General features: G+C 31.5%; 18 protein-coding genes. 7 read left to right on the top strand and 11 right to left on the bottom strand.

All coding sequences use genetic code 11. The features are described from left to right. Positions 1-38 precede the first annotated feature (38 nt). Positions 39-776: a hypothetical protein gene (locus tag QYS47_RS12680; RefSeq protein WP_308356302.1), complete on the bottom strand. Its 738-nt coding sequence runs from the start codon at positions 774-776 to the stop codon at positions 39-41. A gap of 12 nt (positions 777-788) precedes the next feature. Between QYS47_RS12680 and QYS47_RS12675 the strand changes: the two genes are divergently transcribed. Continuing rightward, positions 789-1,796, top strand: a complete 1,008-nt coding sequence (locus QYS47_RS12675; RefSeq protein ID WP_322346546.1) for a LuxE/PaaK family acyltransferase — start codon at positions 789-791, stop codon at positions 1,794-1,796. Position 1,797: 1 nt separating this feature from the next. Here the strand turns inward: QYS47_RS12675 and recN are convergent, their stop codons facing one another. The 7 genes from recN to QYS47_RS12640 all read right to left on the bottom strand — a co-directional run bounded on the left by recN (position 1,798) and on the right by QYS47_RS12640 (position 9,355). Next, the gene (gene recN, locus QYS47_RS12670; RefSeq protein ID WP_322346544.1) at positions 1,798-3,450 is read right to left on the bottom strand and encodes a DNA repair protein RecN; all 1,653 of its coding nucleotides are present in this window, start codon (positions 3,448-3,450) and stop codon (positions 1,798-1,800) included. A gap of 111 nt (positions 3,451-3,561) precedes the next feature. Beyond that, positions 3,562-4,461 carry a type IX secretion system protein PorD gene (porD, locus tag QYS47_RS12665; protein ID WP_322346542.1) on the bottom strand — a complete coding sequence of 300 codons (900 nt, stop codon included), beginning with the start codon at positions 4,459-4,461 and terminating at the stop codon, positions 3,562-3,564. A gap of 2 nt (positions 4,462-4,463) precedes the next feature. After that, the gene (coaBC, locus tag QYS47_RS12660) at positions 4,464-5,663 is read right to left on the bottom strand and encodes a bifunctional phosphopantothenoylcysteine decarboxylase/phosphopantothenate--cysteine ligase CoaBC (protein ID WP_322346540.1); all 1,200 of its coding nucleotides are present in this window, start codon (positions 5,661-5,663) and stop codon (positions 4,464-4,466) included. An 8-nt stretch (positions 5,664-5,671) separates the two neighbouring features. Next, the gene (locus QYS47_RS12655; protein WP_302124318.1) at positions 5,672-5,983 is read right to left on the bottom strand and encodes a DNA-directed RNA polymerase subunit omega; all 312 of its coding nucleotides are present in this window, start codon (positions 5,981-5,983) and stop codon (positions 5,672-5,674) included. Positions 5,984-5,989: 6 nt separating this feature from the next. Beyond that, positions 5,990-6,814: an outer membrane protein assembly factor BamD gene (locus tag QYS47_RS12650; RefSeq protein WP_302124319.1), complete on the bottom strand. Its 825-nt coding sequence runs from the start codon at positions 6,812-6,814 to the stop codon at positions 5,990-5,992. 83 nt (positions 6,815-6,897) lie between these two features. Next, positions 6,898-7,596, bottom strand: coding sequence for a T9SS type A sorting domain-containing protein (locus tag QYS47_RS12645; RefSeq protein WP_302124320.1), 699 nt, complete (start codon positions 7,594-7,596; stop codon positions 6,898-6,900). A gap of 106 nt (positions 7,597-7,702) precedes the next feature. Further along, positions 7,703-9,355 carry an OstA-like protein gene (locus QYS47_RS12640; RefSeq protein ID WP_322346539.1) on the bottom strand — a complete coding sequence of 551 codons (1,653 nt, stop codon included), beginning with the start codon at positions 9,353-9,355 and terminating at the stop codon, positions 7,703-7,705. 8 nt (positions 9,356-9,363) lie between these two features. Here QYS47_RS12640 and tilS point away from each other — a divergent pair, with 8 nt between their 5' ends. From tilS to QYS47_RS12620, 4 genes are all read left to right on the top strand, one after another. Further along, positions 9,364-10,680, top strand: a complete 1,317-nt coding sequence (gene tilS / locus QYS47_RS12635; RefSeq protein ID WP_322346538.1) for a tRNA lysidine(34) synthetase TilS — start codon at positions 9,364-9,366, stop codon at positions 10,678-10,680. A 49-nt stretch (positions 10,681-10,729) separates the two neighbouring features. Then, a complete protein-coding gene (locus QYS47_RS12630) occupies positions 10,730-11,197 on the top strand; it encodes a Crp/Fnr family transcriptional regulator (protein WP_308356310.1) in 468 nt (155 codons plus the stop codon). A 100-nt stretch (positions 11,198-11,297) separates the two neighbouring features. After that, positions 11,298-12,218: a malate dehydrogenase gene (mdh, locus tag QYS47_RS12625; protein ID WP_302101280.1), complete on the top strand. Its 921-nt coding sequence runs from the start codon at positions 11,298-11,300 to the stop codon at positions 12,216-12,218. A gap of 167 nt (positions 12,219-12,385) precedes the next feature. Further along, a complete protein-coding gene (locus tag QYS47_RS12620) occupies positions 12,386-15,583 on the top strand; it encodes a T9SS type A sorting domain-containing protein (RefSeq protein WP_322346537.1) in 3,198 nt (1,065 codons plus the stop codon). Between the two features lie 21 nt (positions 15,584-15,604). Here QYS47_RS12620 and QYS47_RS12615 read toward each other — a convergent pair whose 3' ends face one another. From QYS47_RS12615 to QYS47_RS12605, 3 genes are all read right to left on the bottom strand, one after another. Continuing rightward, a complete protein-coding gene (locus tag QYS47_RS12615; protein ID WP_322346536.1) occupies positions 15,605-16,234 on the bottom strand; it encodes an LON peptidase substrate-binding domain-containing protein in 630 nt (209 codons plus the stop codon). A gap of 280 nt (positions 16,235-16,514) precedes the next feature. Further along, positions 16,515-16,946 (bottom strand): hypothetical protein, encoded by a 432-nt coding sequence (locus QYS47_RS12610; protein WP_302124333.1) that lies wholly within the window; start codon positions 16,944-16,946, stop codon positions 16,515-16,517. A gap of 80 nt (positions 16,947-17,026) precedes the next feature. Then, entirely contained in the window at positions 17,027-18,502 is a 1,476-nt protein-coding gene (locus QYS47_RS12605) for an aminopeptidase P family protein (RefSeq protein WP_322346534.1), read from the bottom strand. A gap of 169 nt (positions 18,503-18,671) precedes the next feature. Here QYS47_RS12605 and QYS47_RS12600 point away from each other — a divergent pair, with 169 nt between their 5' ends. Both QYS47_RS12600 and QYS47_RS12595 read left to right on the top strand, forming a co-directional pair. Beyond that, positions 18,672-19,787, top strand: coding sequence for a cytochrome-c peroxidase (locus QYS47_RS12600; RefSeq protein ID WP_322346533.1), 1,116 nt, complete (start codon positions 18,672-18,674; stop codon positions 19,785-19,787). Further along, positions 19,774-20,487: an MbnP family protein gene (locus tag QYS47_RS12595; RefSeq protein ID WP_322346532.1), complete on the top strand. Its 714-nt coding sequence runs from the start codon at positions 19,774-19,776 to the stop codon at positions 20,485-20,487. Before QYS47_RS12600 ends, QYS47_RS12595 begins: the two co-directional genes overlap by 14 nt. Positions 20,488-20,594 lie beyond the last annotated feature (107 nt).

Genomic DNA, 20,594 nt, shown 5'->3' with positions numbered 1-20,594 from the left:
ACGATTCATAAGCACATGGTTCTTAATCATGTGCTTTTTTATTGTGAGCCTATTAATCTAATGGGGTCAGTGGTGATGGTATTACTTTTATTTCCTGCTCTATCTAAAATATAGACTTGTAAATACATTGGATAATCACGAAATATTGATCGAAAACCAGCACTTCTCATTTCATAGGTTAAAGATCCGTTCAGCGGTCTTTCATAGCTTTCCGTATTCAGAATAGGAAATCTACCATGAAATGATTGATAAAATCTTGGTTCTCTTTCCCAATCAAACTGACGATAATCAGAATCCCCTGGTCTCTTATAGAAAAATGATATATAGATATTAAAATGCCTCTCATTAAATCTAACATATAATGTATCATTTGACAGGACTGTACCATTTATTGTTAAAGAATCAGATACTATTAAATAATCATAAAAATTATATGGTGGTAAATCAGGAGAGTCGCCAAAAAAGATAAGATCTCCATTTTCATCTAAAGGGATGTCAAAATTCTGATAAGGAGGTTCAATCTCACTTGATCGTAAACCTAAATCCCCATCACCGTCTTCAAAATTTATGGTAACACTGATTACATCTTGGTTTAAAGGTTGTCCACTAGGGGATTGTTCTGTTTCTTGACGAAACTGAATATCTTCAAATTCTATAGTAGGTTCATCTGGAAATTCTGGCGGAGTAGGACATCCGGTTAAAAAAACTAATATTCCAATAATTAAGAAGGAATTTAATATGAGATGCGATGCCTTATTTTTAATATTGTATTGCATAATTTAAAACTAATGTCAGATAGAGAACGCTTAATAAAGCAATTTGATGCCCTAAATGTTGAAAATTTTACGGAATTTGCTTTATCTCTTTTCAGATATCAAAGTAAATATAATTTACTGTATAAAAAATTCATAGAAGCTCTTAAAATTGATCCTTTAGTTATCGAGAATATATCAGATATTCCATTTCTACCCATTGATTTTTTTAAAAGGCATCAAGTTGTAACTACTTCTGAAGCAACTGTAAATTTTGAGGCTGTTTTTGAGAGTAGTGGTACGGGTTCTGGTACAACTAGTAAGCATTATTTACCTTCCTTAAATCATTATATTAAAAATGCTGAAAAGATTTTTCAGCAAGAATATGGGGAGCTTCATGATTATATTATTTTAGCCTTATTGCCATCCTATTTAGAAAGAACAGGTTCTTCATTGGTAGTCATGGTTGATGATTTTATTAAAAAGACTGAATCACCACATTCTGGTTTTTATTTAAATGATTTGAACAGCTTAGTTAATAAAGTAAAACAGTTGAAAAGTGAGAATACAAGAAAAAAGATTATCATTTGGGGGGTAAGCTTTGCACTTTTAGATTTAGCTGAAAATTATAAGTGTAATTTTTCAGATTGTATCATCATGGAAACAGGAGGGATGAAAGGACGCAGGAAAGAGATAGTAAGGGAGGAGTTACATAGCATTTTATGTGAAGGATTAAAAGTGAATGAAATTCATTCTGAATATGGTATGACGGAACTATTATCACAAAGCTATAGTACAGGAAATGGGATTTTTAAACCCTCAAATTCTATGAAAATCCTTATCCGTGAAGTAAATGATCCATTTGATATTAAAGAATATGCTACTCGAACTGGAGGTATTAATGTGATTGACCTTGCCAACATTGATAGCTGTGCATTTATCGAGACTCAGGATGTAGGAAAAGTGAATCCGGATGGTAGTTTTCAGGTTTTAGGTCGTTTTGATAATTCAGATATTAGGGGTTGTAATTTGATGGTTCAATAAATTAGACAGCCAATAATTCTTTTGCACTCTGGATTGCTGATTCACTAGGGTTTTTACCTCCAATCATCTTTGCAATTTCCATAGACCTTTCATCCTTAGTGAGTAACTTAATTTTACTTACTGATTTTTCTGACGAGTTGTCTTTATAAACAAAGTAATGCTGATGTCCTTTAGCTGCAATCTGCGGTAGATGACTAATGGTGATAACTTGATGGTTTTCTGACATTTTAAGCATCATATTTACCATTTTTATGGCAATTTCACCTGAAATTCCTGTGTCTATTTCATCAAAAATAATGGTTGGCATGGCAATTTTATCTGCCATAATATATTTTATTGAAAACATTAATCTTGAAAATTCACCACCGGAGGCAACATTTTTAAGGTTTTGAGGAGCAATACCTTTGTTGGCACTGAATAGAATTTTTATATCATCTATGCCTGTTTTGTCATGATCTTTTGGCTGGTTATCAATTTTCACAATTGCATTTTCCATTCCTAAATCAGCTAACAGATCAATTAACTCATTTTCTAATTTGTTGAAATGTTGAGTTCTTTTTTTACTTATCTCTTGAGCTTTTTTATTCATATTCTCAAAAGTTTGATCTACTGCTTGCTGGAGTTTCTGTTCACTTCCTTCGGCATCTTGAACAGATAAGAGCTTATCTTCTAACTCATCTTTAACTTTTATTAAATCAACTACTTTATCAACCTTATGCTTTTGCTGTAAGGAGTATATTAGGCTAAGTCTTTCCTGTGTATATTGAAGCTCTTCTGGCTGGTGTTCAAATTCATTTGCGGTTATTTCTAGCTCTTTAGCTATATCCTGAATTTCAATAAAAGTACTGTTTAGTCTATCAGAAAGTTCTTGAAAATCTTTGCCATAGGTCTGAATACTTTTTAGACTTTCAACCGCTTGATGTAAATTTTGAATAGCAGAAAATTCAGATCCATCTACCAACTCATAAGCTTCAGATAGTTTCAGTTTTATTTGTTCTCCATTCTCTAATATTTCCAGCTTATTTTCTAGATCATCTTGTTCGTCAGCTTTTAATTTAGCCTTATCTAATTCATCAAATTGAAATTGATTGAATTCTTTTTCTTGTTGAAGCTGAGCTGAGTTTTCTTTGAATGATTTTAGTTTTCTATGGGCCTCAACATATGATTTGTATAACGCTTGATATTCCGAAAGGCTATCGAGAGTATTTGAATAGGCATCTATAATCCGTAATTGAAAATCTTGATCCCCTAATAATAGAGTCTCATGTTGAGAATGAACATCCATTAAATAAGCTCCGAGCTTTTTTAATACATCTAAAGTTACTGGAGTGTCATTAATGAAAGCTCTTGATTTACCACTTGCGCTTATTTCTCTTCTTATTACACATTCTTCATCGTAATCTAAGTCCTCATTTTCAAAAAATGATTTTAGGTTATATTCTTTGATATTAAATATACCTTCAACTATACATTTTTTCTCTGATGAGTAAAGAACTTTAGTATCAGCTCTTTTTCCAATTAATAAACCCACTGCACCTAACATAATAGATTTACCAGCTCCCGTTTCACCTGTTATAGTGTTTAAATTTGGAGAAGGTTCAATATTTAATTCTTGTATTAATGCGTAGTTTTTAATTAAGAGCTTTTGAAGCATATTCGCTAAATCTTTAAATAATTAGGGCTAATTTACTTAAAAATTACGGATTGATTAATCTATAATTTCTTCTTATTCAAAATAGCTTGATTTGTTGAAAAGCAGTAATTTCTAATCTATCATCACTTCATATCGTTCAGAATTAGAGGGAGCTATTTCTCTCATAATTTCATAGGCTTTTCTTCTCTGAGCTAGATCTCCTTCTGTAAATATTTGAACTATTTCATCCGCTTTACTCTGAATCAGTAAAGTGATAAAAGGTGAATTAGGATTAAGTTTATTTGCTTTTTGAATATTTTCCAAAGCTTGCAGAATTGAAGCACGAGCAGCCTCAGGGTCCTCTTCCATCAAGTCTAACCCTTTTCTGTAATATAAATACAAACTTTGTCTAACGGGTTCTAATTGAGAGTTTAAAGCCGATTGAATTAAGGAGTATTTACTTTCCAAGTTACCAAATTGTTCCCAGCCTGGTTTAAAACCTTGCTGTTGAGCAGATCTTGCTATATTCAATGCTTCATCATAGTATTTTTGTCCTCCTAATTCTGAAAAGCTGTCGAAGTCCATGGCTAAAAGAAAATTTGCATAAAAGGCTAAAATACTCACTAAATTATCATTGAAGCTATTCTGAGTATAAATTAAAGGTTGCGATTCAGTATAATCGAAATTAAAGTTTCTATCAGCAATATTGATCATAACTGATTCATAGTTGCTATTATATATAGGTCTTATTGACTGGATCTGCATTTGAGCTTGAAACCTTCCTGTTCTCGGGATTTCAGTTATGTTTATGGCTATAATGCCTTTTATTCTTTCAAACAATTCAATATTTTGATCCATCCATTTGGTTTCATTAATAAATTGCTTGAAGGAATTCTCCATATTTATAAAAACTCTGGTTTCAGAGGTGTTTGCAGTTGATGCGTCAACTTTCACATCAAAGAATAAATCTTGAGATAATACTGCTGATGAAGAAAAAAGGAAAAGAATAATTGTGAATAAATATCGATTCATTTCTAGTTGCTCAAATTATAAACTTGATGTAAAATGATTTTAGCTACCTCTTTTTTTGATAGTAATGGAGATTCTTCCACCAATCCATCACTACTATAAATTTTAACTTTATTGGTATCATGACCGAAAGCAGCTTTTTCATCTCTTAGACTATTAAGAACGACTAAATCAAAGTTTTTATTTTCTAATTTCTTTTGAGCGTTTTGTTCTTCATTTTCTGTTTCAAGAGCAAAACCAATATTGATTTGATTTGATTTTTTCTTTTTTCCTAAAGATTTAGCAATGTCCACTGTTTTTTCCATATCAATGGTCATGCCTTTTTCTTTTTTCTTAATTTTTTCTTTAGCTACGGTTTTAGGTCTGTAATCTGCTACTGCAGCAGCAAAAATTGCAATATCTGAGTTTGGATATGCTTGGTCTGCCTTTTCATACATATCTTGAGCAGATTTTACAGAAATGAATTCTGATAGGTTTTGAGGTGCCTTTAGGCTGGAAGGTCCAGAGATAAGAGTTACTTCAGCGCCTTCAGAAGCAAATTCTTCTGCTAAAGCATAACCCATCTTACCGCTTGAATGGTTTCCAACAAACCTTACTGGATCAATCGCTTCATGAGTAGGGCCTGCTGTAATAACTACTTTCTTTCCCTTAAACTTTTTTTTTAAGTCTAATATTTTTTTGATCTCCTCAACTAAAACTTCTGGCTCTTGCATTCTGCCTTGGCCTTCAAGTCCACTTGCTAATTCACCTGATTCAGCTTCAATGATCTTGTTACCCAAGGATTCCAGCTTTTTGATATTACTTAGGGTGGTGGGATGTTTGTACATATCTAAATCCATTGCAGGGGCAAAAGCTACAGGACATTTTGCAGATAGATATGTGGCTAAAAGGAGATTATCACAAATTCCATTGGCACATTTCCCTAATGTATTTGCAGATGCAGGAGCAATCAATAATAAATCAGCCCATATTCCTAAGTCAACATGGTTGTTCCATTCACCAGTTTCTTTATTTGAAAAGATGGATAAGACTGGATTATTGCTTAATGTGCTTAGCGTTAAAGGTGTGATAAATTCTTTGGCATCTTCCGTCATGATGACCTGAACTTCAGCACCCTCTTTAACCAACAAACGGGTAAGTATTGCAGTTTTGTAAGCTGCAATGCTACCCGTTATGCCTAAAATTATTTTCTTACCTTGGAGCATCTCCAGGATTATTTATCCTCCTCTTCTTCTCTTTTTCTATAATATACTTTACCTTCTAAGAATTCTTCCATAGCCAAAATGGTCGGCTTAGGCATTCTTTCATAGAATTTTGAGATTTCAATTTGCTCTCTGTTTTCAAAAATTTCCTCTAAGTTATCAACAGTTGAAGCAAATTCAGCAAGCTTGTTACTCAATTCTTCTTTCATATTACTTGAGATCTGACGAGCTCTTTTTGATGCTACAACAACTGTTTGGTAGATATTATCAGTATCCTTTACCAATTCAGCAGTATCTCTAGTAGTGATTGATGGATTTGCCATATTTATTTATGAATTTAATTTTCTTACTTTTTCTAAACAATCTTCGTAAATTTTTTCAGCTTTTTTAAGGTATTTGCTGTTTTCATAGTTTTCTATAAAACTCTCATAAAAACTTATAGTTTCCAAATACCTTTCTTTTTTAACTGAATATATACTCACCTCAGCTAAGTTGTACATAGCTTCGATTTCTAAATATTGAATTTCCTCAGTGTATTTTGAGCCAGGAAAGTCATCTTGAAAATTACCAAATTCTACTAATGCAGCTTTAAGATATTCACCTGTCATGAATTTTTTTAAATCATAATATAATAAAGCTTTTTCATATGCCTTTCTCTCTAATTTATCTCTTAAATCAACTAAAGCTTCATCTGCCTTTTGTGCAAACTTTGACTTTGGATATAAATTAATGAAACCTTGTAAGGCAGTAATCGCTTCTTTTGAACTTGTTTGATCAAGGTTATATCTTGGTGAATCCTTGTATAAGGAATAGCCAAACATGAACCTAGCTTCTTCAGCAAACTTACTTCTATTGAAAGTATCATAAAATACTTTAAAATAGTGAGAAGCTAATAAATACTGTTCCTGATAAAAATAAGTGTATCCGTAGTAGAAATTAGCAATTTCTGCTTTCTCCGAACCTTTTATGATAGGGAGTATTTGTTCTAATAGCACATTAGCTTTATAATATTCACCTATGTCATAATAATTTATAGCAGCATCATATTTCTTTTCCCAATCATCGCTTTTTTGTAATTTTCTGAAATCACTACAAGAGCTGAATAGGATGGTAACTATGAATGTAAAAAGTAAATTTCTGTACGAATTTCGCATAAGGGTGCAAATATACATTTGTTTTGTGGAATGAACAATTTTTTATTGCTAACGAAGCAATACTATTAAGATTGGATTGAAGATTATTTTTTTACGATTAATTTTCTTGTTGCTAAACCTTCATCTCTAATTGATAAAGTATAGAAGTATACTCCAGGATTTAAATTTTCTGTATTAATGTTGAGTTTGTTTTCATCTGGACTTAGCTCATAGGTTTCAATTATACTTCCTAAAACATTTTGAAGGGTTATTTTAGCTTCCGTTTCATATGGATTAATATTGTATTCTAATATGGCGTTTTTAACAGATGGATTTGGAAAAAAGCTGCTAACTATTATGTCTCCTTTTTCAAAGAAGATGTCTTTTTGCTTTTCTTCATTGATTTTAAGTGATAGCTCTTTTTTAATCACATTATCAATTTGTAAATCAATAAATTCTAAATAAGTTATAGTATTTAAGTTTGAAAGACCCCCAGTCAATGTTAATTCAATATCATTAGTTATACTGTTCGCTGGAATATTGATGATTAAAAATTCGTTATCGGTATTACAAATATCATCGTAGCAAATTGTAAAATTACCGCCACCTTGAATTTTATCTAAGCTATGCTTTATTCTGATTGATTTGCTACTATTACTGAAATTCTGAATCTTAAAAGTGGTGGTTTTTGATGTTTGAAAACCTGTGATAATTTCGCCTCTAAAGTCTTTAACCATAAAATCCTGACTCAGTAAAACTGAATGGATTAAAAAGGATAAAAATATGGTAAAAACTAGTTTCATTAGACTTTAGTATAATGCATAGTAAAAATAGGATTTATTTATTATAAAGTCTAATGATTTATTAAAAAAAATAGAAGCTAGAATAATATTTAATACAGCAATGCGTTTAGGGTCTCTTATTCTCTGTTTCGAGTTTTACATCATCAGGAAGGACAGCTTTATCATTTTCTAATATTTGTTCTTTGTATGCATGTTTTCCTAAAACCTCAATTTTAGTTGGCTTTTTCTCAATATGCCATTTGAAGTCTTTTAACCTTGTTTCCGGTTCCTCAATTTCATGTGGTGGAATAAATCTTCCCTCTGGATCTTTATAAAATGTAATATCATTCATTTCTCCATTTAGAAACTGAATTTTCATAGAACTGCACAGTACCTTATTCATTCCAATGAGCTCTAAAGTGTTTTCATCCACAGCAAAATATATACTTTCTCCATTGCCTTCAACTAAAATCTTATCCATCTCATCATTTTTCAAATAGGCAGTCATATTCCTTCCCTTAATTTGATTGAAATTACTAACAGTATCTTGATTAATGGTAAAAGCCTTATTTCTCATATTTAGCTTATCCATTTTACCATTTTTAATTTCCATGGAGATTGTATCCGCCACTATTTGATTGCCCTCGCTCCATAAAATAGGATCTTTATAGAAGAAAATCATGGAGTCCTCAAGCATATATGCCATTGAATCTGATACTCCTTGCATATCAGATTTGAAGATTTTAACATTATTGAAAGCAAGTAATCTACTTAAGGAATCATATTCAGAATCGATAGAAATTAGCGTATCGGCTGATAAATACAAAGTGTCATTTTCAACTGCTTGCTTCAGTACAGGATTACCCCATATTTTGGTAATACCTTCTTCCTTTTTTGTAGCAGCTTCATTACCTAAAATGATAATATTGTTTTCCTCTGAAATAACTTTAACATTTCCCTGTGCTCTGGATTCTTGTCTTAAATCATCGAAAAATAAATTATCTCCAAAGATTTCATAGGACTCTGTTGTAATTTTCCCAGCGGTATATTGGGCATTCTTTTTATCTGTGTAGAATTTACCTCCTTTGTCAGCATCCACGACTTCACCATTTTTCATAATGGTTTTAGTTGGACCGTAAGTTGTGGCTATTTTAGTGGTTCTATGATAAAATAAAGTATCCGTTAATAATTGATATTCTGGATTTGTCAAATCAACATCTTCATAAAACTTTATTAGATCTTCTGCATTAACCACATAACCTTCCTCTGCTATTAAAGTGGTTTCCCCATCTACTAATTTACCTCCATTGAAAAAGTGGCCATCTTCAGAATTCATATAGTAATCAAGATAATTAGTAGTCATTCTCATATCACCATCATCATATACTACATTATTTCTTAACTCAGCTTTATTTTCAGTTACATAATAATTTAAACGCTTAGAAGTAATATCAATAGAGTCGTTTTTGGTGATGGTTACATCTCCAAAAACTATCATGATTCCTTGTTTATCGTAGTAAAGGGCAGAATCTCCTTTTATATAGATGTTCTCTTTTTTTATCTCAAACCAAACCTTTTCTACTAGTCGTGTAAAGCTGTCTTTACCTTTGTTAATAGTTTCAGAATATCCTTTTGATCCATATCTCACCCCATTTCTTTGAGCTTTTACCCCAATAGATAAGATTAGAAGAAAACTAAGGATTATAATTCGTTGGAAGTTCATACATTTACTTTTGATAGCTTCGATAAGCAAATTCTGTGCAAATCTAAGTAATTTCATAAAGAAATATGTTAAGCGAATCATTTTTAGATTATATAAAGAAGGAATCTCTTTTTGAAAGAAATGAACATTTGCTTTTAGCAATCAGTGGCGGAGTAGATTCAGTGGTACTAGCTCACCTTCTAAGACACATTGGGTTTCATTTTTCTTTGGCGCATATGAATTTTCAACTCAGAGGAGAAGAATCTGACAAAGATCAAGAATATGTTGAATCATTAGCTTCTGAATTGGGAGTTCCTATTCACGTAAAAAAAGTTGAGATCCAAAAAGAAAAAGGTTCTACCCAATTACAAGCTAGAAATTTAAGGTATAAATGGTTTAAGGAATTGATGATTTGTCATTCATATGATAAATTATTGACGGCTCATCATGCAAATGATCAATTTGAAACTGTATTATTTAATTTAAGTAGAGGGAGTGGAATAAAGGGTTTTAGAGGAATGTTACCCCTTCAAAATAAAATTGCACGACCATTACTTTTTGCCAGTAAAAAGGAGATTATAGAATATGCTGAAAATGAAGAAATTGACTGGAGGGAGGATGCTTCAAATGAAATCGATCATTATAATAGAAATAAAATTAGGCATCACATAATTCCACAATTTGAAAATCTAAATCCTAATGTAATTAAAGGCTTTCAACAAACCTCATTAAAAATGAGAGCAGCTGAGCAAGCTTATAATTATAAATTAGACCAGCTTAAAACGAAATATTTTATCCTAACTGATGGTGAGGTGAAAATCAAAAGATCAATTTTAGACATAGATTTCCCAATCGTTTATTTATCAGATTTGCTTAGTGATTTTGATTTCAGTTTAAATCAATTGCAATCTTTTGATTTCGATAGGGTTGGGGCTCAGTTATATTCCAATTCTCATATGCTAATTGTAGATAGAAAATTTATTTTCGTAAATATAAGGGGTGAAAAAACTAAGCAAGAATTTCCGCAGGAATTGAAAATAGAGTCTAAGTTGATTCATACTTCTATCGGAAAGTTTAAAATTAATATTCTTGACAAAGAAGAAGTTGATTTTGCAAAGAATCAAAAGCTAGTTTTTATAGATTTGGAATCCATAAATGGTACCCTTGAACTGGATTATTGGCAGGAGGGCGACAAAATTCAACCCTTAGGAATGAAGGGTAAGAAAAAAATTAGTGATATATTGATAGATCAAAAAGTACCTTTGCATCAAAAGGAAAATAAATTGGTTTTAAAATCTGAAGGAGAGGTAGTTTGGCTGGTAGGACATAAATTTTCAGATTTATTTAAGGTTAAAGACAGTACTAAAAAAGTATTACGAATAGAACATTATGAAAATTCTTAATCCCTTCAAAAAATCTTATGACCATAAACAGCTGGTCTTATTTCGGTTTTTGAAAGAAATAAAAATATTCGAGCAACTGAGTTTTGAGCAATTATCTCATTTTCTTCCTTTTATGCATATGAGAGTATATAAAAAGAATGAGGTAGTGTTTTTTAGAGATGATCCAAGCCACGCGTTGTATTTAACTCAAAGAGGTGAGATTTCTTTAACCATTGATATAGAAGATAGATTTGAAAGCTTAGGCAAGCTATCTGAAAATATGTCTTTTGGAGATAATGCATTAATCCCTGAAGCAAGGAGAATTTATAATGCGGTTGTTCAGTCAGAGAAGGCTCAAATCTATGTAATTCCGCAAATTAATATATTTGAAATATTTGATCACTATCCCAAAATAAAAGCAAAAGTTTTAGAATCCTACACACAGCAACAAAATGACTATATGGCCCGTTTGTTTTCAACATATAAAACAAATTTTGGTTTTTTTGATTTAGGTCATGTGTATAATAATAATATTTAAATTCTGAATTATTGAACCTATAAGTATCAAAGCAGAATAATATTATTTTTTGTAGTTTTGTAATCGAATTCAAGATTGTTTAACCTTTAAAATAAATAAAATGAAAGTTACCGTAGTAGGAGCTGGTGCAGTAGGTGCAAGTTGTGCTGAATACATTGCCATTAAAGATTTTGCTGAAGAAGTAGTATTAGTTGACATTAAAGAAGGTTTTGCTGAAGGTAAAGCTATGGATTTGATGCAGACTGCTTCTTTAAATGGTTTTGACACTAAAATCACTGGTGTTACCAACGATTACAGTAAAACAGCTGATAGTGATGTTGCAGTAATTACATCAGGTATTCCTAGAAAACCTGGTATGACAAGAGAGGAATTAATCTCAACTAATGCAGGAATTGTTAAGCAGGTTGCAGAGAATTTAATTAAAAATTCACCTAATGTAACAATCATTGTAGTATCTAACCCAATGGATACTATGACTTACTTAGCTCACAAAGCGACTAACTTACCTAAAAATAGAATTATTGGAATGGGTGGAGCATTAGATTCAGCTCGTTTCAAATATAGATTAGCAGAAGCTTTAGGATGTCCTGCATCAGATGTTGATGGTATGGTTATAGGTGGTCATAGCGATACAGGTATGATTCCATTAACAAGATTAGCTACAAGAAATAGTGTACCTGTTTCAAAATTCATTTCTGAAGAAAAAATGGATTATGTAAGAGAGGAAACTAAAGTAGGTGGAGCTACATTAACGAAATTATTAGGTACTTCTGCTTGGTATGCACCAGGTGCTGCAGTTTCAGCTATGGTTCAAGCTATTGCTTGCGATTCTAAGAAAATGTTCCCTTGTTCTTGCTTATTAGAAGGTGAATATGGATTGAATGATATTTCTATAGGTGTTCCTGCTATAATTGGTAAAAACGGAATTGAAGAGATTGTTGAAATTGAATTAGATGACGCAGAAAAAGCGAAATTAAATGAAAGTGCGGAAGCTGTAAGAAAAACTAACGGTCTTCTTTAATTATTATTTATAAATTATTTAAAAGCATCTGTTAATTGCAGATGCTTTTTTTATGCCCAATTTTTACAAGTAGAATTTTCAGTTGAATCTACATCTTAAATATTTCAAGATATTTTATGAATTTAGAATGAAATTTTAGATTTTAGTACAGAACTACCAAAACCTAAATGAAATTACTCCCCAAAACTAGCCTTTTAAGCATTCTTTTATTCCTTCTTTTTCAATCGATTTTATTAGCTCAAACAGCATGGATTAATGAGTTTCATTATGATAATGAAGGATCCGATGTTAATGAATTTGTAGAAATAGTGATTAAAGATGTGTCTTCTTATGATTTGAGTTTATTCCAGTTTTATCTTTTTAATGGTTCCAATGGTGAAACATATGGAAATACTTATAATTTAACTGAATTTACACCTGCTGATGTAGAAAATGGCTTTTCAATTTTTTATTTAGAGATATCAGGAATTCAAAATGGGCCAGATGGCTTTGCTTTGGAATATGATGGCTCATTACTTCAATTTATAAGCTATGAAGGTTCATTTTTAGGGGTTGGTGGACCTGCTGACAATATTGAATCAATTGATGTTGGAGTTTCAGAGAGTAATTCTTCAACATTATTGAATCAATCTTTACAATTGACTGGTGATGGTGTAGAATATGGTGATTATTCGTGGCTGGAGCCAAGTGATGCAACTAAAGGACAAATAAATGAGGGTCAAAGCTTTATGTTGCCTTGCACTGCTCCTGATGAGCAAGCTATTTTCTTAACTGTTGAGGAAGAAGATATTAGTGAAAATCAAATTCAGTTAAATTGGCAAAGGGGAAATGGGGATGCGGTATTAGTATTACTAAAAGAATCCCAACCAGTAGATGCGATTCCAGAAAACGGTGTAACATATAATGCAGATGCAGATTTAAGCAATGAATTAGCGGATGAAATTGGGAATGGGAATTATGTGGTATATAGTGGGACAGGAGATTTTGTAAATCTTAGTGGTTTAAATTCTAATACGGGGTATCACTTTTCAATATTTGAATATTTTGATGATACTTATTGCTATTCATTAATAGATGAAGTTTTAGTTGTTAACACAAATATAAATATCAATTCTGATAGTGATATTCAAAACCCTGAACAACCATTAGAATCAGGAATTATCACTATCAATAATTCATCAGAAAGCAGTTCTATAGATGTATTTAAGTTTAATATTATAGATTTTGGAAGTGGAGATGGATTGCCTACTATAATTGAAAAGGTGGTAATTGAGAAAGGACCTGAAAATACTGTTTTGGATTGGTCAGAAATTATAAAAGGTGCTAAGCTGATTAATGATGGAACTGAAATAGAGACCATTCAAACTGTTATATATGAAGATAGTTTACTATTCAATTTTGAAAATCAGCAATTTGAAATTTCTGATGGAGATACTGCTAAAATAGTACTTAGTATTTGGATAGAAGAAATATTTGAGGATGAATTATTAATGGATTTTTCGATTCCTACTTTGCACTCATTTGAAGTCTATTCAACAGGTAGTTTTTTATTAGATACTCTTTCAAATCAAATACTCTCAAATTCTTTTCAATTAGATGTTCAAGCAGATCAATTATCAATTGAATCAACTACCGATCATTACTACGTAAATGATACTTTTAGTATAGGAATTTCAGCACTCGATAGTTTTGAGAATTTAGATGTTATGGATAGAACTATCACTATCAGTCATGGTGGAAGTGGTACATTATCTATTACATCAAATGTGGAACTTATTGATGGTAAACTATTATTATCAAATCTGAAGTATAATCAAGAAGAGGAAATTACTATAACATTTACTGATGGTGTATTGTCATCTGATTACATTATTGAATTTAAAGAGACAACTATAGAAATTGATAGCTCTGATTTTAATAATGATTTTGGTCTAATTTATTATCCCAATAATTCAAATGCCAGTTCATTTACATTAAGTGCACAAAATTTACAGGATAGTCTTTTAATCATATCCCCACCACATTTTGAGTTATCTCTAAATGAAGAATTTACTCAGGCATTCGATACTATCTTTTTTTCAGATTATTTGATTGAGGATCAAGAAATCTTTGTCCGATTTTCTCCTGAGAGCGCCATAGGTGATCAGATTCTGGATTCATTGAAAATTAGTACTAAGGGAGCAGATCAGTTGTATTTAATTTTAAGTGCTGAAGAAGCCACCTTAGAAACAGAATCTATAAAAAATATTAAAAATTATGATTTGGGGAGTAGAGTTAAGTTTAATGCTAGAGTCATTGGAGGAGCCAGTCATTTTGATTCATTGAGAGCAGTTCAGGACAGCACTGATGGTATTTTAATTCAAGGAGCTGAAGTACCCCAATTGGCCTTTGGTGATAGTGTTCAATTAGTGGGGACGCTTATTCAAAGTAAATATGGAGCCACAATTACTATTGAAGAGCCAATTAACATACTTTCTCAGGATTCTTCGTCAATAGCTGCAATTGATATGCATGAGAAGGATTTTCTACAATTTGAATTCATGAGAATCAAGCTTGATAGCTTGAATTTTATAGAAGAAGGATTTTTTGAAAATGAAAATTATGAAGTAATAGCCCTGTCAGGAGATACTTTAAAGCTTGTTTTATCCAAGAAGTTGGGGTTGCTTGGTGAATTAATTCCTTACGGGTACTTTGATTTCCAAGGATTATTAATGCACTTAGATAGGCAACTGTTTCTATACCCTGAATTTGAAAATGATCTAATTGAACTTAAAAGAGAATCTAAAATAATAATAGAATCAACTGACAGTATTGAATTTGAATCGGTTCAAATTTATGATTATTCCGAACCTCAATTTTATGCTTTAAAAGTTGAAAACGTAAGCAGTGATTTATTAATTGAATGTACTGATAATTTTCAAGTCAGTTTGTTTGAGAAATCAAATTATGATAAGAGCATACAATTACCTGTAGATATATATGGTAACCTACCTAGAATAAAAGTATATGTTCGATTCGCACCAGAAAGCGGCAATCAAGGTAAAATTCTTGGTCAAATTATTCATTCTTCAAAAGATCAAAAACAGATTATTAATTTAATGGGAGTGGAGACTTTAATTACTTCAAATGATCGGTCTTCAGCTAATAATTTGAAAGTTTATCCTAATCCTGCTAATTCATATTTAATTATAGAGGTTAGGTCGGACAAATATCAAGCTTATAAAATTTTAAATATAGAAGGTAAAGAAGTTCTAAAGGGGAAATTTAAAAGTAGAGTAGATATATCTAAACTTGAGATTGGTGTTTATAAATTAATTTTACTCAATGAAGATGAAATTGTGTTCAAGAAATTTATAAAAAAATAAAGCCAAGTGGCAGTACTTGGCTTAAAACTCTTGAGGAGGATTGTATTTTCTAAAATGGCCATTCATCTTTATCAACTCCTTAGATCTTTGCAAATCTCTTAATTTAGGTAATAAGACCTTTAAATGATCTAGAACGAAACGTTGTCTTTGTCGCTCCTCATTAATTTGAATCAATTCATATTCAGCATCTTTTGAAAGTCCAATTTGATGTGCAATATCATATATTTGAAAATCCATTGAAAGTTTTCTTTCGTCAACCTCAACTATATCATACATTTCTTGTACAGCCTCAAATATTTCTTCTTTCATGATGATATCAGGATTATTTTTATTTGATATTTCTTCTATTGATCCAACGGCATATTTTTTATCCTTAAAGGGGTTATCCATTTTTAGGACTTTTATAATCCTAATTCCTCTAGTTTTGATATCAAACCTACCATCATCATATTTCTTGCTTACTTCCCGAATTTCCATTTCAGTCCCATACTCAACCTTGTTTTTAACATAAGAAGGGATAGCAAATGTGCTGTTATTTTCAATACAATCTGCAATCAATTCCTTGTAGCGGGGCTCAAAGATGTGTAAGTTTAAATTTTGAAAAGGAAACGCTACCAAATTTAATGGGAAAAGTGGTAAAGTTCTACTCATTACTTCAGATCATTGATTCAATTATTTTAAAGTTTTGTTTAATGTTGAAGTTTCATTAATCTTAAATAATTTACGATATGTATTGAAAAATAATATAAAATATTTGAATAATTAAATATCTATTCGTTTTGATTAAAGTATTTCAGGAAATGCTATTAATATCGATTCTTATACAGTCCTTTAAAAAATGAATGCAAAAAAAAGGCTAGAAACCCAGCCTTTTTAATTTGAAATGCTTGCATGACTACAAAGTTATTTTAGTAGGATGCAAAAGTTTTAATTACGCTGGCCATACAGACCAAGGTATTCTAGATAATATTAAGATTAAGCCAATTGCATAAAACAAAACGATTTTTTTGTATTTGCTCTTATCATCCTCAGCTCGTTTCGATTTAGAGTACCCGATTGTTATTAAAACAATTGCTATTATCATAGTAAGAGGGTGTTCAAGAGCATAAAGTCTTGACATAGAATCACTCATGGTTTCACCACTTAAATTTGATACACCTAAAGGTGAAACAAAATATAATATTAAACCTAATAGTAATTGAAGATGACTTGAAATGAAGCCGATTAAAGCAGCAATTTTATTACCTTTTGTGAAAGCTTTATTTCCTGCCCATCCAATTATATTATAGACAAGAGCAATGACCAAAGCTAATAAAAGTAAATAGGCTATTCCTGAATGCGCGTGTTTTAAAATATTGTACATTTAAATGATTTTTAAGTTTAATTTAATGACAAAGAAAATACATAAATTCAATTCTTAATAGTATATAATAGTTTATTAGATTACTTGTTTTCCAATTCTGGTAAATTAAACTGCTCAAAGGCACTAGTTTCTTTCATAAGTTTTTCAATTTCATCACTTTTTCTTGGAGCATCATCAGATAATAATTCGGCACTTTCTTTTTTGATGAGATAATCATCTTCAATCCTAACCGGAATATCCCACCATTTTTCATCACATGGGCTACCTTCTGGTATGTAAATTCCTGGTTCAATCGTTATGACCATATTTTCTTCTAATTTTCCGTATTCTCCTAAATCATGAACATCCAAACCGATGTGGTGGCAGCAGCCGTGAGGGTAATAACGATGTCTGCCAGTAGTGGGATCGATTAAATCTTCTTCCTTTAAACTTTTTACTATACCTAGTTCTAATAGTCCTTTATTGATAATGGTCAAAGTGGTATCATACAAATCTGAAAACGGAACTCCAGCTTTTGCAATTGAAGCGGCAGCTTCTTGAGCCTCATAAACCAAATCATATATTGCCTTTTGTTCTTTTGTGAATTTTCCATTTACAGGTATAGTTCTGGTAACATCAGCAGTATAACCATGGTATTCTGCTCCTAGGTCCATAAGGATTAATTCTCCATCTTCAATTTCTGGTTTGTAATTTTCAATATAATGCAAAACACAACCATTATGACCTGCGCCTACAATACTAGGATATCCTTCATATTCTGCCTTGTATTTCTTGAATATAAATTCATGCATGCCTTGAACCTCTAATTCGGACATACCGGGTTTAATTGCTTTCATTACTTCAGCTTGACCAAGTGCAGAGATTTTCACTGCTTTTTCAAGTAATTCAAGTTCTTCTTCTGTTTTTATACCGCGCATCGGTCTTAACAATTCTTCTAGCAACTTAGTGTTTAAGTTGTTTTGTTGAGGTTCAGGTGTAATGTCTAAATTATTTTGATCTGGATAATTGACTTTTTCCTTAAACTGTTCAATCAAATCATAGAGATCTCCTTCTTCATTAGTTTGTCTTACATCATTCTTAAAATCATAAAATAATACTTGGTCAAATTTTGAAAAATCAATTGGGAAGTTTTTAAATTCTGGTGTTTCCAAAGAAGCAGTTAATTTCAATTGATTTACAGCTTCAGCAGTACTAATCCTACCTCCATCATACAATTCTGCCAAGGCATTCCTTCCTCTTACAAACATGATTTCATCAAAGGAAGTATTGTTAATATTTTGTTCTTCCTTAAATATCATCAATAAGGCATGAGGTTGTTTATGACCGGTTAAATAATAAAAGTTTGGATCTTGATGGTATTTGAAATTTACATCATTCGCTCTGTTCCTTATGGGGTTAGAAAAGAAAACAGCAACAGAATTTTTAGGCATTTTTTCTCTTAATACTTCCCGTCTTTCTTTATGAAATTCACTGGATAAGAAATCTTGTGGACGATTTTGTGCAATTGTACTTTGGCTTGTAATTACAATTAGAAATATTGATAATATAATTTTCATGCGTACTATTTTTTTTGAAAGCTAATTAATAAAAATGGCTTTTTTAAAAGAATTTATTTCAGTGGTTAGGGGTTTCGATGAAGAGAAGCAATTTTGCAATTAGTTATATTTTTTAAACTATTTTACTCCGAATTAACGTTTATTAATTGTTTAATTACATGATTGCCAAATGACTAAAATATTTTATTTGATTGTTATAACGGGTTTGATAATCGGCTGCAATCCTAAAGAAACTAATATTGACCCTAATTCTGAAAGGGAATTAAATCCACCTGAGTATTTTGGGAGTTATAGCAATCGAATACCTGATGATAACCCTATTACCCGAAAAGGATTTGAATTAGGTAGAATGCTTTTTTATGAAAAGAAGTTATCAGGCGATAATAGTATGTCATGTGCCAGCTGTCATCAACAGAAGAAAGCGTTTACCGATGGATTAGCTACTAGTCCTGGTATAGATGGTGTTAATGGAAAAGTGAGCAGCATGTCCTTGGTAAATTTAATGTGGGCAGAGCATTTTACTTGGAATGGTAAATTTGAGCAAATAGAATCTCAATCCATTGAGCCTATTCGAAACCCAATTGAAATGCATGAATCGTTTGATCACGCAATTCAAGAACTAGAGGAAGAAGGGTATACCACATTATTTCAGGAAGCTTTTAATGCTGAAGAGATCACTGAAGATTTAATAGGGAAAGCCTTAGCGCAATTTCAGCGTTCTTTAATTTCCTCCAATTCAAAATACGATCAATATTTGAGGGGAGAGTATGAACCTTCACCCTCAGAGAAAAGAGGTGAAAGATTATTTTTTACACATCCTATTCCTGGTCAATTGAGAGGAGGGAACTGTGGAGATTGCCATTTGGGGCCCTTAACTTCTGGTGCTATTGATGGTTTTCAGGGCTTTCATAATAATGGCCTTGATACAGATGAAAATATAGATGAAGGCTTAATGGCGGTAACTGGTGATCCTAAAGATAAAGGTCGTTTCAAGACTCCTAGCCTTCGAAATATTGCTTTAACAGCTCCTTATATGCATGATGGTAGATTTGAAACGCTTGAAGAGGTAATAGAGCATTACGATAATGGAATCCATCAATCTTCTACTTTAGATATTTTGATAATTGAAGGAAGCAATGAAAATCAAGACGCTGGTGAAAGACCACGACTGTTTTTAACAGAACAGGAAAAGGAAGATATAATTGCATTTCTTCATATGCTAACTGACGAAGACTTTATTTCTAATCCTGACTTTTCTAATCCATTCGAAAATGAAAATAATTAACTATCTATTTTATATTTTGCCTCTATTCATTTTTGCTTGTGGTGGAAATGAAGAAAGTACCGCTGATTTAGATTTAGAATTCATCCATATGGCTGATGAAGAGAGTTTTAATTATGAATCATTATACCAAAATGAAGCCGGAAATGAGTTTTCAGTACGTTTATGGAGAACGTACATCAGCAAAATTGAACTGATCAATTCAAATGGAGAAGTTTATGCTGTTCCAGAAAGTTACCATCTTATTGAGCCTCAAAACGATAATAAGTACACTTTAAACTTAAAAAATATTCCATCGGCCACTTATAATTCAATCCAGTTTTACTTAGGGGTAGAGGGTGAGGAAAATCTATCGGGTACGGCAATTGGTGATCTGGATCCTTCGAACAATATGGCCTGGAACTGGACTACTGGTTATAAATTTATTAGAATTGATGGTGAATTTAAAAATAAAGCAGGAAATAGGAGAGGGGTTGTAGTTCATATCGGAACTGAAAAGAATCTTAAAAAACAAGAGTTTACCTTTAACACTCCTTTAGTTTTAAACCAAAATACATCAAAGTTAAATTTTGAATTGGATTTGCTAGAACTGTTTAAAGGACCTAACACAATAGATTTTGAAATCCTGAGTGATTTCCAATTTAATAATGAAGCAGATTTAATCGGTGATAATTATGCTGATGGCTTTATCGATTTAAGGTAATCAATATTAATAAGTACTCTACATTTCGTCCTTTTAATTCTACATTTCATCTTTTATAAAGGCTGATTCAACCTAAAAGGATGTACCTACAAATAATTTTTTCTGTT

This window comes from Marivirga arenosa, from assembly GCF_030503875.2.
GTDB classification, from domain to species: domain Bacteria; phylum Bacteroidota; class Bacteroidia; order Cytophagales; family Cyclobacteriaceae; genus Marivirga; species Marivirga arenosa.
This window is presented reverse-complemented; position numbering and strand designations above follow the sequence as displayed.

What these genes read in the sequence shown, in the direction of transcription:
- QYS47_RS12680 (WP_308356302.1), bottom strand. Translation starts at nt 776, where the DNA reads ATGCAATACAATATTAAAAATAAGGCATCGCATCTCATATTAAATTCC.
- QYS47_RS12675 (WP_322346546.1), top strand. Translation starts at nt 789, where the DNA reads ATGTCAGATAGAGAACGCTTAATAAAGCAATTTGATGCCCTAAATGTT.
- recN (WP_322346544.1), bottom strand. Translation starts at nt 3,450, where the DNA reads ATGCTTCAAAAGCTCTTAATTAAAAACTACGCATTAATACAAGAATTA.
- porD (WP_322346542.1), bottom strand. Translation starts at nt 4,461, where the DNA reads ATGAATCGATATTTATTCACAATTATTCTTTTCCTTTTTTCTTCATCA.
- coaBC (WP_322346540.1), bottom strand. Translation starts at nt 5,663, where the DNA reads ATGCTCCAAGGTAAGAAAATAATTTTAGGCATAACGGGTAGCATTGCA.
- QYS47_RS12655 (WP_302124318.1), bottom strand. Translation starts at nt 5,983, where the DNA reads ATGGCAAATCCATCAATCACTACTAGAGATACTGCTGAATTGGTAAAG.
- QYS47_RS12650 (WP_302124319.1), bottom strand. Translation starts at nt 6,814, where the DNA reads ATGCGAAATTCGTACAGAAATTTACTTTTTACATTCATAGTTACCATC.
- QYS47_RS12645 (WP_302124320.1), bottom strand. Translation starts at nt 7,596, where the DNA reads ATGAAACTAGTTTTTACCATATTTTTATCCTTTTTAATCCATTCAGTT.
- QYS47_RS12640 (WP_322346539.1), bottom strand. Translation starts at nt 9,355, where the DNA reads ATGAAATTACTTAGATTTGCACAGAATTTGCTTATCGAAGCTATCAAA.
- tilS (WP_322346538.1), top strand. Translation starts at nt 9,364, where the DNA reads ATGTTAAGCGAATCATTTTTAGATTATATAAAGAAGGAATCTCTTTTT.
- mdh (WP_302101280.1), top strand. Translation starts at nt 11,298, where the DNA reads ATGAAAGTTACCGTAGTAGGAGCTGGTGCAGTAGGTGCAAGTTGTGCT.
- QYS47_RS12620 (WP_322346537.1), top strand. Translation starts at nt 12,386, where the DNA reads ATGAAATTACTCCCCAAAACTAGCCTTTTAAGCATTCTTTTATTCCTT.
- QYS47_RS12615 (WP_322346536.1), bottom strand. Translation starts at nt 16,234, where the DNA reads ATGAGTAGAACTTTACCACTTTTCCCATTAAATTTGGTAGCGTTTCCT.
- QYS47_RS12610 (WP_302124333.1), bottom strand. Translation starts at nt 16,946, where the DNA reads ATGTACAATATTTTAAAACACGCGCATTCAGGAATAGCCTATTTACTT.
- QYS47_RS12605 (WP_322346534.1), bottom strand. Translation starts at nt 18,502, where the DNA reads ATGAAAATTATATTATCAATATTTCTAATTGTAATTACAAGCCAAAGT.
- QYS47_RS12600 (WP_322346533.1), top strand. Translation starts at nt 18,672, where the DNA reads ATGACTAAAATATTTTATTTGATTGTTATAACGGGTTTGATAATCGGC.
- QYS47_RS12595 (WP_322346532.1), top strand. Translation starts at nt 19,774, where the DNA reads ATGAAAATAATTAACTATCTATTTTATATTTTGCCTCTATTCATTTTT.